Origin of the sequence: Mesorhizobium sp. WSM3866 (genome assembly GCF_002294795.1) — a bacterium.
Taxonomy (GTDB): domain Bacteria; phylum Pseudomonadota; class Alphaproteobacteria; order Rhizobiales; family Rhizobiaceae; genus Mesorhizobium.
Genome location: NZ_NSGC01000002.1, coordinates 437,851 through 452,394 on the forward strand (window position 1 = coordinate 437,851; position 14,544 = coordinate 452,394).

A 14,544-nucleotide genomic window follows, 5' to 3' on the forward strand; every position below is an offset into this window, starting at 1 on the left:
GTCAGTGCACTCCGGTCTTCTTCAGGGCGTCAGCGATCTTTTCCAGCGTGTTGCGCATCGCCTTCTGTTCGTCCGACTGCGCCTCGACCCAGTCGCGCATGATCTGCTGTTCGGAGCGCATGTTCTTGACCAGTCCGGAAATGCCGTCCGCCAGGTTGGCCATGGCGGTGGCGACGCGCGGGTTGGAGCCGCCGCCGTTTTCCTGCAGGCTGCGCAGCCGTTCCGACAGCAGGCGGATCTCCTCCGACGGCTCGGCGCGCGCCGATTCCGACACGACGATATCGGACGAGAGATCGGTGACCGAGGACAGCCAGTTCTCGAGCTCGGTGTAGAAGCGGGTCTGGGCGCGGCCCGCCTGCAGGTCGAGGAAGCCGAGCACCAGCGAGCCGGAGAGGCCGAACAGCGAGGACGAGAAGGCCGTGCCCATGCCGGCGAGCGGCGCCGAGAGGCCCTGCTTGAGCGCGTCGAGTACGGCGGCGGCATCGCCGCTGCCGGGGTCGAGCGCCTCGATCGTCTCGCGGATTGAGGCGATGGTGTTGAGCAGGCCCCAGAAGGTGCCGAGCAGGCCGAGAAACACCAGCAGTCCGACAAGATAGCGCGAGGTGTCGCGGCTTTCATCGAGGCGCGTGGCGATGGAATCGAGCATGGTGCGCATCGAAGAGGTCGAGAAGGCGATCGTCGACGAGCGGCCGATCATCGCCTTCATCGGCGCCAGGAGCACCGGCTCGGTGGTCTCGGAGCCGGCGCGGAAGGAGTTGACCCAGCGCACCTCTCTGAACAGCCGGCCGACCTGGGCGAAGGCGAGCAGGATGCCGACGGCGAGCACGCCGATGATCAGCCCGTTGAGGCCGGGATTGCTGGAGAAGGCGGAGGAGATCTGGCGGGTGAGGATGGCGGCGATGAAGGCGACGATGACCAGGAAGATCACCATCGTGAGCAGGAAGACCTGCGGGCTCGACAGTTTGTGTGGATCGTAGACCAGGACATCCGAGCGCCTGCCGAAGGATCTGAGAAAAGCCATCCGTGCCCCGTTTCCGATGCCACCCGCCGCAGAATTGCCGCGACTCTAAACGGAATTGTGACCAAATTGAATGGTGCTTGACAATATCGCCCCGCGCGGGTCGTTTCAAAAACGGCTGATGACCAGACAGTCGACCATGGCGGCCAGGTGCAGCCCGGCGCCGGTGACGACGAAGCCATGCCAGACGGCATTGTGGAAGCGCAGGCCTTTCCAGGCAAAGAAGATGACGCCCAATGAATAGACGATGCCGCCCGCGACCAGCAGCATGACGGAGGCAGGCGGCAGCGTCGCGGCCAGCGGTCCGGCGAGCACGACGCCGCTCCAGCCGATGGCGAGATAGAAGAGGATCGCCAGCCGGTCGTAGCGCCCGGGCAGGAACATCTTGATGGCGATGCCCATTGCCGCCGCGCTCCACACGATAACGATCATCGGCAGGGCAAGCGCGGACGTGTGGAGCTGGGCCAGGAAAGGCGTGTAGGTGGCGGCGATCAGCAGATAGATCGCGGCATGGTCGAAGCGGCGCAGGATCCACTTCGCCGGCCACGAAATCGGCCACAAATTATAGGCCAGCGATACCGACAGCACGGTGAGCAGCGACACAACGTAGAAGACGGCGGCGACATACTCACCCGGGCCGGAATGGAAGGCGGCTAAAGCCAGGAAGGCAGAGCCGGCGGCGATCGCCAGCACGATGCCCACAGCATGGACGATGCCATCGGCGATCATCTCGGCGCGCGAATAGTGCCAGCGGCCGACAAAGGGGATTTCGATCGTTGTATTTGCGCGAGCGTCGTTCATGAATGATCCTGCAACCATAATCTGGGCAGTCGCGGATCAGTATTTCAAGCTTCGGTTGCGGTTTTGCGACGAGCGCGCTGCGCGTCCTTTCGACGCGCAAAGGAGGCTGCAGCCCTTTGATTTGCGCTTATCCGTTCCGAACCGGAGGTCAGCGAAATCGATTCCCGATTTCGGGGTGATGCGATAGGGGCGCTTCAGCGCGCAGCCAGCGGCTTCTTTACCGTCTTCAAGAGGGCGCGTTGGATAAGCTCGTTGCCGGCGACGATGGAGCCGGCCTCCAGCATGTCCTGCCCGCCATCCATATCCGAAACGAAGCCGCCCGCTTCACGGATGAGCAGGGCGCCGGCGGCGATGTCCCAGGCCGAAAGGCCGGTTTCCCAAAACCCGTCCATGCGGCCGGCCGCGACATAGGCGAGATCGAGCGAGGCTGAGCCAAGGCGGCGGACGCCGGAGACCTCGGCCATGACATTGCGCAACTCGATCAGGAAATTGCCGTGCTGGCCGCGCCCAAGATGCGGCACGCCGCAGCCGATCACGGCATCGGTGAGCTTGGCGCGTCCGGCGACGCGCAGCCGGCGGTCGTTCATGAAGGCGCCGCCGCCGCGCTCGGTGGTATAGAGCTCATCCATGGCCGGATTGTAGACGACACCGGCGACGATCTGGCCCTGGCGCTCGAGCGCGATCGAGACCGCGAAGAGCGGGATGCCGTGGAGGAAGTTGGTAGTGCCGTCGAGCGGGTCGACGATCCAGCGATGCTGGCCGTCCTCGCCGTCGACGGCGCCGCGCTCCTCCATCAGGAAGGCGTAGCCCGGCCGCGCCTTCGACAGTTCGGTAAAGACGATCTCTTCGGCCTTGCGGTCGGCCTGGCTGACATAGTCGCCAGGCCCCTTCATCGAGACCTGCAGGTTCTGCACCTCGCCGAAATCGCGCGACAGCGACCGGCCGGCCTTCATCGCGGCCTGGACCATGACATTGAGGAGAGCGGAACGCGCCATTCTTCTTCTTCCTGTGTTGGCCGTTTTATTCTGCGCGACGCACGTAAGTGATCTCGTTGGTGTCGACGATGATGCGCTCGCCGGCCGAGATGAAGGGCGGCACCAGGACGCGGACACCGTTTTCCAGCACTGCAGGCTTGTAAGAGGACGCCGCCGTCTGGCCCTTCACCACGGGGTCGGCCTCGGTGATGGTCAGCGTCACCTGGTCGGGCAGCGAGATGCCGATCGGCCGCTCCTCGTAGAGCTGGACCGTGACCATCATGCCGTCCTGCAGGAAGGCGGCGCGCTCGCCGACGAAATCCTTGTTCAGTTCGAGCTGCTCGTAGCTTTCGGTGTCCATGAAAACCAGCGCGTCGCCCTGCTCGTAGAGGAAGGAGAAATCCTTCATCTCCAGCCGGATCTGCTCGACGGTCTCGGCCGAGCGGAAGCGCTCGTTGAGCTTGGTGCCGTTGATCAGGTTCTTCAGCTCGACCTGGTTGTAGGCGCCGCCCTTGCCGGGCTTCACGGTGTTGGTCTTGACCGCGACCCAGAGGCCGCCGTCATGCTCGATGACATAGCCGGGACGGATTTCGCTGCCACTGATCTTGGCCATGTTGAACTGATCCGGAATGAGATTTTTGGCGCGGAGCGCGCTTTGGCGCCTCCAAGACCACAAATCGCATTGAGTGGCAAGGGAGGCGTCGCGAACGCTCATGGAGATGGCCGCTGCCGTGAGCCGTCTTTTCAGGGCAGCCGGTTCGCCCTCTGCAGCGCCTGCTTGGTCTGACCGTCGTCGAGGCCCTGCAGGAAATCGTCCATCTGCGGGTCGATCAACCCGGCGCGCCGGGCGACGATATACCAGGCTCCGGCCAGGATCAGATCGGGGTCGGTACCGATGCCGCCCATATAGAGTTTGGCGAGGCGGTTCTGGGCGGCGACATTGCCGCCTTCGGCCGCGCGCCTCATCCAGGCAAAGCCCGATTTCAGGTCGCGATCGCCGCCGCGCCCCTCGATCATCCATGCGGCGAGGTCAAGTTGCGCGGTGTCGTAGTTCTGCCGGGCGGCCTGCGCCAGCAGGGTGCGTGCCTTGGCGTCGTCGCGCGGTTTGCCGCCGGCGCCGTTGGCGTAGATTTGCGCCATCGCATATTCGGCGTCGGCAAGGCCGGTACTGGCGGCGCGCTCATAATACACAGCCGCCTTGGCGATGCCGGCATCGCCCGGATCCTGCTGGACGAGCAATTGGGCGAAGTTGAACTGGGCCAGGCGGTTGCCCGCCTCGGCGGCGGCCTGCATCAGCGCATAGGCTTCCTTGGCGTCCTTCTTCACATAGCGTCCGTCGAGCAGCATCAGCGCATATTGGAACTGCGCCTCCGGCACGCCCTGCTCGGCGGCGAGCCCATACCATTTCGCGGCCTCTGCCGCGTTGAGTGGCACGCCCAGCCCACGCGACAGGATCTCGGCGACCAGTGTCTGCGCCGCGGGGTCGCCGTTCTTGGCCCGCACCATGGCAAGGTTGTAGGCGGTCTTATAGAGGCCGCGCTGGAAGGCGCCGTAGGCGGCGTCGGGGAGCTTGGCGCCGAAGCGATCGGGATTGATGGTATCGGCCGATGGCGGTTGAAGCGTTGCCGGCTGTGGCAGCGGTGTTTCGATCGGCTTATCGGCATGGGCCGCGCCAGTATTCGGGGCGGCAGCATTCGGGGCGCCGGTATTTGGGGCGCTTAAATTCGGAATGCTTGTATTCGAGGCGCCGCTAGCAGGGGCGCTTGTATCCGGCGCGCCCGTGTCGGGTGTGGTCGTGTCCGGTCTGGGCTGCGGCACCGGCGGGGTCTCGGCGGCCAGCGCAGCGGCCGCCTGGATCGTCAAGGCAGCGGCCAACGCCGCGAAGGAAAGCCGGGGCCAGCGCACGTCAGTCCTCGAAGCGCGGCGCGATTTGGTCGAGCAGCGCGTTGGCCGCGGCGACCGCCGCGCGCGGATCGAGTCCGTCGGCGAAGACGGCGCTGGAGAGCGCCACGAACTCGGCGCCGGTGGCTGCTACCGTTTCCACCGACGCAAGCTCGGAGCCGGCCATGACGATGCAAGGAATCTGGATCATCTGCGCCCACCATTCACCGAGAGCGAGATTGCGGTGGTGCGGCTCGGGCTTGTTGTCATAGCCGAAGCGGCCGAAGAACATGTAGTCGGGCCGCTCCTCGCCGAGCTCCAGCGCCTCGTCGCGGGTCTTGGCGCCGCCCGCGCCGACCATCATCCTGTCGGCCAAGCGCTTAATCGTTTCGGCCAGTTCCTGGCGGTTTGCCTCGACATGGATGCCATCGGCATGGACGCGGCCGGCGATGCGGCTGTCGCCGGCGATGATGACGGCGACGCCGGCGGCCTGCGCGATCGGCACGATCTTCTCGGCGAAGGCCTGGAAGGCGGCGTCATCCATGCCGTTTTCGGGCAGGATCAGCGAGGCGACGTCGCCGCCGTCGAAGGCGGTGCAGATGTGCTCGGGAGTCACAAGCGGCGGCGCGATCAGCACGATTCGGCAGCGATTGGGCGGGGTTGCTTCATTCATCGGTCTTCGATCCCGGTTTTCGCCTATGCCGGGCGAACATGGTGGCATTGCGGCATAGAGCAAAGCGTCCGGCTTGAACAGGAGGCGGGCGAAGATCGCCGCTGAAAAGCGTCGCGGCAGCAGCGGCTTGCGCAATCTTCAAGGACTGACAGACGGCCTGTTGAAGCTGCTGATGGACGCTAACGAAACGACCGCTAGGTTAGCAAGCGAAAGCACGGGAAGAGCATGGCGCAAAATATCTACGACAAGGCCGATTTCTTCGAAGGCTACAGCCGTCTGCATCGTTCGGTGGAAGGGTTGGACGGCGCGCCCGAGTGGCCGGTTCTGCGCGCCATGCTGCCGAAGGTGGGTGGTCTAAGCATCGTCGATCTCGGTTGCGGCTTCGGCTGGTTCTGCCGCTGGGCGCGGGCGCAGGGAGCCAAGCAGGTTCTGGGCCTCGACCTGTCGGAAAGGATGCTCGCCCGAGCACGCGCCGCCGGCTCCGACGAAGCCATAGCCTATGAGCGCGTCGACCTCGACGAGCTGAGCCTGCCGAAGGCGCGCTTCGACCTCGCCTATAGCTCGCTTGCCCTGCATTATGTCAGCGATGCCGCGCGGCTGTTCGCGACGGTTTACCAGGCCCTGGTCCCTGGCGGGTTCTTCGTCTTCTCGACGGAGCATCCGATCTTCATGGCTCCAAGCAATCCGGGCTGGTCCGTGGACGCCGCAGGAAGGAACGTCTGGCCCGTCGATCAGTATCTGGTGGAAGGGCCGCGCACGACCGACTGGTTCTCCGAGGGCGTGGTGAAGCACCACCGCACACTCGGCACCACGCTCAACAACCTGATCCAGGCCGGGTTCACCATCGGCCGCGTGGAGGAATTCTGTCCAACTGAAGGGCAGATCGCCGCCAGGCCTGAACTGGCCAAAGAGGTCGAGCGGCCGATGTTTCTTCTGGTTCAGGCGCGGCGATGAGAGGTCGCCGGCATCGCCGGCGCGGGTGCGTCAAAGATCCAGCTTGTAGCCGATGTGGCTCGGCTTGAAGCCGACCCGTTCGTAGAAGCGGTGCGCGTCGAGCCGGCTCTTGTTGGTCGTCAGTTGCACCACCCTGCAGCCGCGCTCGCGGCATCTTTCGATCGCCCATTCCAGCAGGCTATGCCCGAGCCCCTCTCCGCGCCGGCTCGCCGCGACGCGCACCGCCTCGATCTGGCCGCGCCAAGCGCCCTGCAACGACAGGCCTGGGATAAAACTGATCTGCAAGGTGCCGATGACTTCGGCGCCGTCCGTCATCACCGCCAGGAAATGGTTCGGGTTGCCGTCTATGGTCGCGAAGGCGTCCTGATAGGCTTGCGCCAAAGGCACGCTTGCATTCTCGCGGGCGCGGCCAAGCGCGTCATCGGCAAGCATCGCGACGATCGCCGCAAGATCGGCTTTGTCCGCGCGGCGGATCAGGACTTCGCTCATCGTCAAACCTCATGCTGGGCGGGTGACCTTATGCATGGCCCGCCGCCAGCCGCAAACTCGGCAGGCTGGATTACGGACAGTTGATCGCGCCGACCGGCTGGCGGAGCGCTTCGGCTATCGCGGTCTTTCGCTTTCTGGTCTATTGCAAGTCTCCCGCCATCCTCCAGCCGTTTCTTGTCGCCGTATCTCCCATGTCAGGCCTGCTCAGCGATCCCTGGTTCTATGCCGCCGCCATTCCGGCGGTCATCCTCGTCGGCCTGTCGAAGGGCGGCTTCGGCGGCGCCGTAGGCTTCGTCGGCGTGCCGCTGATGGCGCTGGCCATCCCGCCGGTGCAGGCGGCGGCCATCCTGCTGCCGATCCTTTGCCTGATGGACATCGTTTCGGTGTGGACATGGTGGGGCGTCTATGATCGCAAGATGCTGGTCGACATGATGCCCGGCGCCGTCATCGGCATCGGCCTCGGCTGGCTGACGGCGGCCCTGGTGACGGAGGAAATGGTGCGGCTGATCGTCGGCGCGGTCGCGCTGGTCTTCGTCCTGCGCTGGATCTATCTGCAGTTTCGCCACGGCGCCGACCACGAGGTGGAGCCGAACCGCATCGCTGCGGCGTTCTGGGGCATCGTTGCGGGCTTCACCAGCTTCGTCGCCCATGTCGGCGGCCCGCCCTTCCAGGTCTACGCGCTGCCGATCCGGCTCGACCCGAAGGTGCTGTCAGGGACGGCGGCGATCTTCTTCGCCGCTACCAACGCGCTGAAGCTCATTCCCTATTTCGCGCTTGGCCAGTTCGACAGCGCCAATCTCACCGCATCGTTTGCGCTGATGCCGCTGGCGCCGCTTTCCACCATCGCCGGCGCCTGGCTGGTGCGCCGCATGCGGCCGGAGGTGTTTTATCCGTTCACATACGCGACGGTGGCGGTGGTGGCGCTCAAGCTGCTCTGGGATGGTATTGCGGGCCTGATGTGATGGGCAGGGCGGCGCACCGGCGCCGCCCGCTACAGAAGGATCAAGCGGCGCTCGGCACCAGCTGGCGGCCGCCGCCAAGCGCAAGCGCTGCGCCGGACGCGATCACCAGCACCATGCCGGCGAGGATGCCGATGTCGTGAAGCGTAGGCTTCAGCACCATGTCGGCGATGATCACCAGCATCACCGCGTAGTCGAAACGCGCCCAGCGCATCATGCGCTGGCCGATGGCGAGAACCGCCGGCGTCACGCCTTCCTTGGCGACCATGGCCCCCATCCGCTCGCCGGTCGGCTTGAAAACGAGCATGCCGATCGAGAAGGTCGTGGCGTAGCCGACAAGGCCGATGATGATCCACAGGTCGGAAAAGCCAACCCAGAAGCCGCACATGATCAGGCCGAAAATCAGGGTGAGCATCGACATCGGCGCGAAGAAGCGGCCGCCGAGCTCGCCGCTCGCCCGCATCGCTTGCAGCTTGTCCTGGATGTTGCCGGCGCGCTCGGCGAGCACGCCGAGCAGGAACAGGACGAAGCCGCCGCCGACCCACAGGATGGCCGAGACGACGTGAAGGAATTTGACGATCGAATACCAGTCCATGGTGTGCTCCTGCATTTCTTGATCGGTGACGGCGTCGACTGCGCCAGCCCAGAGGAGCGGGCGTTTAGCGCGGAGCGTGTTTCGAAACGATGTCGCGGCGGCGGGGCCGATGTTTCGGCGCCACCATATGCATCCAGGGCTTGATGGCGCGGGAGGAGTCGGGCCGTCCCGTTCCGGCACAGGAAAAGTCCGTTCGCTTGAAAATTCCGCGCGGCGTTAAGGCTTCATTAAGCTTTACAGGCGTTTACTAGGACCATCCAGTTTGTCTGGATTCTTACCGAGTGGTTGGAGCCACTTTGTTTGACGCCTCCCTGTTAAACTCCTGAGAGCCGCCTTATCCGCGGCTCTTTTTTTGCCCGTTGGCCGCCGGCGGGCAGCGCGCCTCGGCGTTAACCGTTTGTTAAACATGCGCTTGCCTTCATGGGCATCGAAGCGCATTTTCAAGCCTCAGTCGTTTAAGGGTGCAGGCCGTATCGGCAAGGATGCCGAATCGGCTTGCGGCAGTGCAGGGGCGTATCGATGAACGAGCCTTCGAAGGGCAGCGCGAAAACCATAAAGCTCGCGGAGCGCCGGGTTTTCTCCCAATCCTTCAAGCCGCTTTACCAGGAGGGCATGGGCCTGGTCGAACAGGCGGCCGAATATCTTGACGGCAAAGGCAGGCTCGAAGCCAAGAAGCTGTCGCGCACGGCGGCGACGCTCTATGCGGCCGAATCGATGCGTCTTACCACGAGGCTGATGCAGGTCGCCTCCTGGCTGCTTTTGCAGCGCGCGGCCAATTCCGGCGAGATGACCCGCGACCAGGTCGCCTCGGAAAAATCCAAGGTGCGGCTCGATACCGCCTCCGCGCATGACGAGGCGCTGGGCTGGAGCGAATTGCCAAAGGACTTCCTGGACCTGGTGAGCCGGTCGCTGCGCCTGCAGGCGCTGGTGAAGCGCATGGACGAGGAGATCTACGGCGGCGCCATGCACGACACGCCGGCCGCCGGCCGCCGCGCCAACCCGGTCTCCGATCAGATCAGCCTGCTGAACACGGCCTTCGCCCGCGGCTAACAGGCTGCTCCAAAATTCGCTCTGATGGCCATCTGGCGCCGTTTCTTGCGCGTCCGGTGCTCGCATACCAAAGCACGCTCCGCACCGGTTTTCGAGAACGCCGCCTTAGGACTCATCGGATCGAATTCTGAAGCAGCCCATCCCCGGCACAGGCTGTTTCTGGTTTGTTCACAATTCACTGGCATCGCCATGCGCCGAGGTTAGACTTGGCGCATGGGGGAAGCGATTCGCATCATCGGCATCGATCCGGGCCTGAGGCGCACCGGCTGGGGCATCGTCGAGAGCCTCGGCAATTCGCTGCGCTTCGTCGCCTCCGGCACCGTGCGTTCCGACGACAAGGCGCCTCTCGCAACGAGGCTCTGCCAATTGCATGATGGGCTCGCCGAAGTGCTGCACCAGGCCATGCCGCACGAGGCGGCGATCGAGCAGACCTTCGTCAACAAGGATGCCACAGCAACGCTGAAGCTCGGCCAGGCGCGCGGCATCGCCATGCTGGTGCCGGCGCGCGCCGGGCTGGCGGTAGCGGAATACGCGCCCAACGCGGTCAAGAAGGCGGTGATCGGCGTCGGTCACGGCGAGAAGAAGCAGATCCATATGATGGTGAAAGTGCTGATGCCGAAAGCGGTGTTCGAGACCGACGATGCCGCCGATGCCCTGGCCATCGCCATATGTCATGCGCATCACCGTCAAAGCGTCGCCTACCGAATGGCGGCGCTGGCCGGGTAGTGTTCTTGACTTGTTCTCATTTGCGCAGTAAGTAATACCTTCGGAGTATTACCATGCGTGTGACCACCAAAGGGCAAGTCACGATCCCCAAACAAATAAGGGACCACTTGGGCATAGGCCCGGGTTCGGAGGTCCAGTTCGTGGCTACGGACGAGGGCGCCCGGCTTGTCGCCGTCAACGAAAACATTTCGGAGGAGGAAGCTGCCCGCAAATTCAAAGAGGTCCTCGGCAAGATGGAGGGGACGCTGGATTTGGGCGGCATGACGACGGACGAGTACATGGAGTGGTTGAGGGGACCACGTGAAAATCTCGACGTTGATTGACACAAACGTGCTCATTGACGTCTGGGGTCCGGCTGGGCCGCTGACGGAATGGTCTTCGTCCGCGATTATCTCCTGCCGACGCGATGGCGCGTTGGTCATCAACAGCATCGTCTGGTCCGAGCTTGCTCCCCTTGTTGCTTCCGAAGCAATGCTGAGGAAAGCAGCCGAGAGGCTTGAAATGGATCGCGAGTTTTTGCCCTGGGAAGCCGCATTCTTGGCTGGGGTGGCACATTCCCGTTATCGGCGGGCCGGCGGTGTTCGAGAGCGGACCTTGCCGGATTTTTTCATTGGTGCTCATGCGGCCGTTGCTGGTCACCGCCTATTGACGCGCGACGCTCCTCGCTATCGCAGCTATTTTCCCGACCTCGAAATCGTCTCTCCGGAAACGCATCCATGAAGGCCAGGACATGATCGGCAAGCTGAAGGGCACGCTGGATGAGATCGACGAGGATTCCTGCGTCGTGGACGTGCACGGCGTCGGCTATGTCGTCCATTGCTCGGCTCGCACGCTTGCCGCGCTGCCGTCCCCCGGCGAGGCGGTGGTGCTGTTCATCGAGACCTATGTGCGCGAGGACATGATCCGGCTATACGGCTTTCAGACCCCGCTCGAGCGCGAGTGGTTCCGCCTTTTGATGAACAATGTGCAGGGCGTCGGCGCCAAGGTGGCGCTGGCCGTGCTGTCGACGCTGGCGCCGCCCGACCTCGCCAATGCGATCGCGTTGCGCGACATCGCCATGGTGTCGCGCGCACCGGGCGTCGGCAAGAAGGTGGCCGAGCGCATCGTCACCGAATTGCGCACCAAGGCGCCGGCCTATGCGGGCGCCGCCACCGGCACGATCGGCCTCAAGCAGGAGCTTGGCGAAGGCGTGGCGGCAGCACCCATCACCGACGCGGTCTCGGCGCTGGTCAATCTCGGCTATTCGCGCGACATCGCCGCCAATGCGGTGGCCACGGCCCTAAAGTCGGCCGGCGAAGGGGCGGACGCCTCGAAGCTGATCCGCTTCGGCCTGAAGGAACTGGCGCGGTGAGGCGGCGCTTGTCCCGGTCCTTGCCGTATGCAAGGAAGACCGCATGAGCCTTTCGCCCCGTCTCATTGCCCCCGACAAGCGCGGCGAGGATGCCGACCAGAGCTTGCGGCCGCAGTCGCTTGACGAGTTCGTCGGCCAGGCTGCGGCGCGTGCCAATCTCAAGGTCTTCGTCGATGCCGCCAAGAGCCGCGGCGAGGCGCTCGACCATGTGCTGTTCGTCGGCCCGCCGGGGCTCGGCAAGACGACGCTGGCGCAGATCATGGCGCGTGAGCTCGGCGTCAATTTCCGCTCGACGTCGGGGCCGGTCATCGCCAAGGCCGGCGACCTTGCGGCGCTGCTCACCAATCTCGAGGAGCGCGACGTGCTCTTCATCGACGAGATCCACCGGCTCAATCCGGCGGTGGAAGAAATCCTCTACCCGGCGATGGAGGATTTCCAGCTTGACCTCATCATCGGCGAGGGGCCGGCGGCGCGCTCGGTCAAGATCGATCTTGCCCGCTTCACGCTGGTTGCGGCGACAACCCGGCTCGGACTTTTGACGAATCCTCTGCGCGACCGTTTCGGCATCCCGGTCAGGCTCAATTTCTACACGGTCGAGGAGCTGGAGCAGATCGTGCGCCGCGGCGCCCGCATCCTCTCGATGCCGCTCGGTGACGACGGCGCGCTGGAGATCGCGCGCCGCGCTCGCGGCACGCCGCGCATTGCCGGACGTCTGTTGCGCCGGGTGCGAGACTTCGCCTCCGTCGCCGGAAACGGCCATGTCGATAAACGCATTGCCGACGAGGCGCTGACCAGGCTGGAAGTCGACGGGCTCGGCCTCGACGCGCTCGACCGCCGGTATCTCTCGATGATCGCCCGCAACTTCGGCGGCGGACCGGTCGGCATCGAGACGATCGCGGCTGGGCTGTCGGAACCGCGCGACGCCATCGAGGACATCATCGAGCCCTATCTGATCCAGCAGGGGTTCATCCAGCGCACGCCGCGCGGCCGCGTGCTGACCGCCAATGCCTGGCGGCATCTCGGCCTTGAAGCACCGAAAGACCTCGCGCAGCAGCAGATCAGCCTGTTCCAGGAAGAGTAACGGACATTTGTTCGTCGGACGCGCCTTGAAGGGCTTCCTGCGCGAAATCTCCCCAGCTCCGCCAAGCTGAAGGCACAATTGCAGCCTCTAAGGCAGCTTGACGCATTTCCGAGGGTCGGGGCTGACCGATGATCACCAGACGTGGCTTTCTGCGCCTCATCGGCGGATCGTTCCTGTCCATGGTGTCGTTGAGCGCCTATGCGGTCGGCATTGAGCCGATGCTGCTCGCCCATGTGAAACGCTATTCGCTGACGCCGCCGCACTGGCCCGCAGGCCTCAAGCTGCGCGTCGCAGCACTGGCCGACATTCATGCCTGTCATCCCTGGATGACCTCGGAGCGGATCGCCTCGCTCGTCGAAAGGACGAATGCCCTGCAGCCAGACCTGATCGTGCTGCTCGGCGACTATGTCGATGGAATGCGGCTGGTCACGGCCGAAGTGTCTGCACCGGAGTGGGCCGCCGCTTTGTCAGGGCTGAAGGCGCCGCTCGGCGTGCTCTCGATCCTCGGCAATCACGACTGGTGGCACGATCATGCGGCGCAACTGGCCATGGCCGGGCCAACGGCCGCGCGCAAGGCACTGGAGAGCGTCGGCATCCCGGTGCTGGAAAACGACGTGATGCGGCTGGAGAAGGACGGGCAGGGCTTCTGGATCGCTGGACTCGCGGACCAACTGGCAATCCGGCCGAGCAAAGCCCTGGGCCGCCACGGCTTCAAGGGCCTGGACGACCTCGGCGGGACGCTTGCCAAGGTGCAAGGCGACGAGCCGATCATCCTGCTCGCGCATGAGCCGGACATCTTTCCGAAAGTGCCCTGGCGGGTTTCGCTGACGCTTTCGGGCCACACCCATGGCGGGCAGGTGCGGCTGTTCGGCTATTCGCCGGTCGTGCCGTCCGACTTCGGCAACCGCTACGCTTATGGCCATGTCGTCGAGAACGATCGCAACCTGATCGTTTCCGGCGGGCTCGGCTTCAGCATCATGCCGGTGCGGTTCGGCATGCCGCCGGAGATCCTGCAGATCGATCTCGGGTAGCTCCAGTATTTTTCACGCGGACGGAAAACCGCGCAGGCGCCTAGCGCCAGCTGCCCCGCCATCAAGGCTTGATCATCCCGCCCAACAGTGCCATCCGGTTCTCGCGCCAAACACCTGCCTGTTCGGGCCTGAATAAGGAAAGCGCGATGGACGATCATGGTGAATCCGCAGCGCTCAGCGCCGGGCTCTCGGGGGCGCTGACGCAATCCGGCCATCGCCTGATGGCCCGCGTCTACTATGCCGACACCGATTTCTCCGGCGTCGTCTACCATGCGCGCTATCTCGAATTCTTCGAACGTGGGCGCTCGGACTATCTCAGGCTCGCCGGCGTCCATCACACCGAGCTTGCCGATGGCAAGCATGGCGAGCGCATCGTCTGGGTGGTGCGGCGCATGGAGATCGACTTCCGTTCGCCGGCCCGCATGGACGACATCCTCACCATCGACACGCGCACCGAGGACATTTCGGGCGCCCGCATCTTCATGGCGCAGCAGTTGAGGCGTGGCGGCGAGGTGCTGGTCGAAGCGAAGGTCGAGGCGGCGATCATCGGCGAGAACGGCCGCCCGCGCAGATTTCCGAAGGAATGGGTCGCGGCCTTTATGCCGAGGGCGAGCGACTGATCACCGCGAACCGGCTTCGGCCGAATCCCTGTCACGCAGGAGTTGCCCGTTCTGGGACAACGACATGCACCAAAACATCTAAAGCGCGTCGCCCGGACCCGCTTCAGCGCGATGTGCACTGATCGGCCGCGTCCAGCATGGCGCCGGCCGGGTGGGCGCGGCAATGCGCCACGCTTCATATCCTAACCCATCCTTAACCATAACGGTTCATGAAGGAATTGGTGAAGATTGGCGCAATTCGTGTGCCTTCCTTTCACCAAGATTTGCCCCGAAAACGCCGCGAAACGGTGCATTCGGGGCTTGTCCCGCGAGCTTCAGGCTTCGCGCGATCGGACCAAAGG

18 protein-coding genes are annotated in these 14,544 nt (G+C 64.4%); 10 read left to right on the plus strand and 8 right to left on the minus strand.

Features of this window, described 5'->3' with window-relative positions; genetic code table 11:
- Position 1: 1 nt before the first annotated feature.
- The 6 genes from CK222_RS06360 to CK222_RS06385 all read right to left on the minus strand — a co-directional run bounded on the left by CK222_RS06360 (position 2) and on the right by CK222_RS06385 (position 5,347).
- Positions 2-1,021: a MotA/TolQ/ExbB proton channel family protein gene (locus CK222_RS06360; protein WP_067319476.1), complete on the minus strand. Its 1,020-nt coding sequence runs from the start codon at positions 1,019-1,021 to the stop codon at positions 2-4.
- A gap of 105 nt (positions 1,022-1,126) precedes the next feature.
- Positions 1,127-1,819 (minus strand): hemolysin III family protein, encoded by a 693-nt coding sequence (locus CK222_RS06365; protein ID WP_176477579.1) that lies wholly within the window; start codon positions 1,817-1,819, stop codon positions 1,127-1,129.
- A 194-nt stretch (positions 1,820-2,013) separates the two neighbouring features.
- Entirely contained in the window at positions 2,014-2,814 is an 801-nt protein-coding gene (locus CK222_RS06370; protein ID WP_067319472.1) for an inositol monophosphatase family protein, read from the minus strand.
- 25 nt (positions 2,815-2,839) lie between these two features.
- Positions 2,840-3,406, minus strand: a complete 567-nt coding sequence (efp, locus tag CK222_RS06375; RefSeq protein WP_067001754.1) for an elongation factor P — start codon at positions 3,404-3,406, stop codon at positions 2,840-2,842.
- Positions 3,407-3,537: 131 nt separating this feature from the next.
- On the minus strand, positions 3,538-4,524 hold the full coding sequence (locus tag CK222_RS06380) for a tetratricopeptide repeat protein (protein WP_095799966.1): 987 nt from the start codon (positions 4,522-4,524) through the stop codon (positions 3,538-3,540).
- A 175-nt stretch (positions 4,525-4,699) separates the two neighbouring features.
- Positions 4,700-5,347 carry a thiamine phosphate synthase gene (locus CK222_RS06385; RefSeq protein ID WP_095799967.1) on the minus strand — a complete coding sequence of 216 codons (648 nt, stop codon included), beginning with the start codon at positions 5,345-5,347 and terminating at the stop codon, positions 4,700-4,702.
- Positions 5,348-5,572: 225 nt separating this feature from the next.
- Here CK222_RS06385 and CK222_RS06390 point away from each other — a divergent pair, with 225 nt between their 5' ends.
- Complete coding sequence (locus CK222_RS06390) at positions 5,573-6,301, plus strand: class I SAM-dependent methyltransferase (protein WP_095799764.1); 729 nt, start codon at positions 5,573-5,575, stop codon at positions 6,299-6,301.
- A gap of 30 nt (positions 6,302-6,331) precedes the next feature.
- Here the strand turns inward: CK222_RS06390 and CK222_RS06395 are convergent, their stop codons facing one another.
- Positions 6,332-6,790, minus strand: a complete 459-nt coding sequence (locus CK222_RS06395; protein ID WP_095799765.1) for a GNAT family N-acetyltransferase — start codon at positions 6,788-6,790, stop codon at positions 6,332-6,334.
- 191 nt (positions 6,791-6,981) lie between these two features.
- Between CK222_RS06395 and CK222_RS06400 the strand changes: the two genes are divergently transcribed.
- Positions 6,982-7,752, plus strand: coding sequence for a sulfite exporter TauE/SafE family protein (locus CK222_RS06400; protein ID WP_095799968.1), 771 nt, complete (start codon positions 6,982-6,984; stop codon positions 7,750-7,752).
- A gap of 40 nt (positions 7,753-7,792) precedes the next feature.
- On the opposite strand, the gene CK222_RS06405 is transcribed toward CK222_RS06400, so the two are convergent.
- On the minus strand, positions 7,793-8,344 hold the full coding sequence (locus CK222_RS06405; protein WP_095799969.1) for a DUF2269 family protein: 552 nt from the start codon (positions 8,342-8,344) through the stop codon (positions 7,793-7,795).
- A gap of 519 nt (positions 8,345-8,863) precedes the next feature.
- Here CK222_RS06405 and CK222_RS06410 point away from each other — a divergent pair.
- The 8 genes from CK222_RS06410 (at position 8,864) to ybgC (ending at position 14,203) form a co-directional block, all read left to right on the plus strand.
- Positions 8,864-9,394, plus strand: a complete 531-nt coding sequence (locus CK222_RS06410) for a DUF1465 family protein (protein ID WP_067001767.1) — start codon at positions 8,864-8,866, stop codon at positions 9,392-9,394.
- Positions 9,395-9,607: 213 nt separating this feature from the next.
- Positions 9,608-10,120: a crossover junction endodeoxyribonuclease RuvC gene (gene ruvC / locus CK222_RS06415; protein WP_067001770.1), complete on the plus strand. Its 513-nt coding sequence runs from the start codon at positions 9,608-9,610 to the stop codon at positions 10,118-10,120.
- A 53-nt stretch (positions 10,121-10,173) separates the two neighbouring features.
- A complete protein-coding gene (locus CK222_RS06420) occupies positions 10,174-10,443 on the plus strand; it encodes an AbrB/MazE/SpoVT family DNA-binding domain-containing protein (RefSeq protein ID WP_067319466.1) in 270 nt (89 codons plus the stop codon).
- Entirely contained in the window at positions 10,421-10,840 is a 420-nt protein-coding gene (locus CK222_RS06425) for a type II toxin-antitoxin system VapC family toxin (protein ID WP_082980671.1), read from the plus strand. Before CK222_RS06420 ends, CK222_RS06425 begins: the two co-directional genes overlap by 23 nt.
- Positions 10,841-10,850: 10 nt before the next feature.
- Positions 10,851-11,471 (plus strand): Holliday junction branch migration protein RuvA, encoded by a 621-nt coding sequence (ruvA, locus tag CK222_RS06430; protein WP_095799766.1) that lies wholly within the window; start codon positions 10,851-10,853, stop codon positions 11,469-11,471.
- 43 nt (positions 11,472-11,514) lie between these two features.
- Positions 11,515-12,552, plus strand: coding sequence for a Holliday junction branch migration DNA helicase RuvB (gene ruvB / locus CK222_RS06435; RefSeq protein WP_067002199.1), 1,038 nt, complete (start codon positions 11,515-11,517; stop codon positions 12,550-12,552).
- Between the two features lie 128 nt (positions 12,553-12,680).
- Positions 12,681-13,583, plus strand: a complete 903-nt coding sequence (locus CK222_RS06440; RefSeq protein WP_095799767.1) for a metallophosphoesterase — start codon at positions 12,681-12,683, stop codon at positions 13,581-13,583.
- Positions 13,584-13,729: 146 nt separating this feature from the next.
- Positions 13,730-14,203, plus strand: coding sequence for a tol-pal system-associated acyl-CoA thioesterase (gene ybgC / locus CK222_RS06445; protein ID WP_095799768.1), 474 nt, complete (start codon positions 13,730-13,732; stop codon positions 14,201-14,203).
- Positions 14,204-14,544 lie beyond the last annotated feature (341 nt).

Excerpts from the sequence above, each read along its gene's own strand:
- CK222_RS06405 (WP_095799969.1), bottom strand. The coding sequence starts at position 8,344 with ATGGACTGGTATTCGATCGTCAAATTCCTTCACGTCGTCTCGGCCATC.
- ybgC (WP_095799768.1), top strand. The coding sequence starts at position 13,730 with ATGGACGATCATGGTGAATCCGCAGCGCTCAGCGCCGGGCTCTCGGGG.
- CK222_RS06360 (WP_067319476.1), bottom strand. The coding sequence starts at position 1,021 with ATGGCTTTTCTCAGATCCTTCGGCAGGCGCTCGGATGTCCTGGTCTAC.
- ruvA (WP_095799766.1), top strand. The coding sequence starts at position 10,851 with ATGATCGGCAAGCTGAAGGGCACGCTGGATGAGATCGACGAGGATTCC.
- CK222_RS06385 (WP_095799967.1), bottom strand. The coding sequence starts at position 5,347 with ATGAATGAAGCAACCCCGCCCAATCGCTGCCGAATCGTGCTGATCGCG.
- CK222_RS06420 (WP_067319466.1), top strand. The coding sequence starts at position 10,174 with ATGCGTGTGACCACCAAAGGGCAAGTCACGATCCCCAAACAAATAAGG.
- CK222_RS06390 (WP_095799764.1), top strand. The coding sequence starts at position 5,573 with ATGGCGCAAAATATCTACGACAAGGCCGATTTCTTCGAAGGCTACAGC.
- CK222_RS06395 (WP_095799765.1), bottom strand. The coding sequence starts at position 6,790 with ATGAGCGAAGTCCTGATCCGCCGCGCGGACAAAGCCGATCTTGCGGCG.
- CK222_RS06400 (WP_095799968.1), top strand. The coding sequence starts at position 6,982 with ATGTCAGGCCTGCTCAGCGATCCCTGGTTCTATGCCGCCGCCATTCCG.
- CK222_RS06440 (WP_095799767.1), top strand. The coding sequence starts at position 12,681 with ATGATCACCAGACGTGGCTTTCTGCGCCTCATCGGCGGATCGTTCCTG.
- efp (WP_067001754.1), bottom strand. The coding sequence starts at position 3,406 with ATGGCCAAGATCAGTGGCAGCGAAATCCGTCCCGGCTATGTCATCGAG.
- CK222_RS06365 (WP_176477579.1), bottom strand. The coding sequence starts at position 1,819 with ATGAACGACGCTCGCGCAAATACAACGATCGAAATCCCCTTTGTCGGC.
- ruvC (WP_067001770.1), top strand. The coding sequence starts at position 9,608 with ATGGGGGAAGCGATTCGCATCATCGGCATCGATCCGGGCCTGAGGCGC.
- ruvB (WP_067002199.1), top strand. The coding sequence starts at position 11,515 with ATGAGCCTTTCGCCCCGTCTCATTGCCCCCGACAAGCGCGGCGAGGAT.
- CK222_RS06410 (WP_067001767.1), top strand. The coding sequence starts at position 8,864 with ATGAACGAGCCTTCGAAGGGCAGCGCGAAAACCATAAAGCTCGCGGAG.
- CK222_RS06370 (WP_067319472.1), bottom strand. The coding sequence starts at position 2,814 with ATGGCGCGTTCCGCTCTCCTCAATGTCATGGTCCAGGCCGCGATGAAG.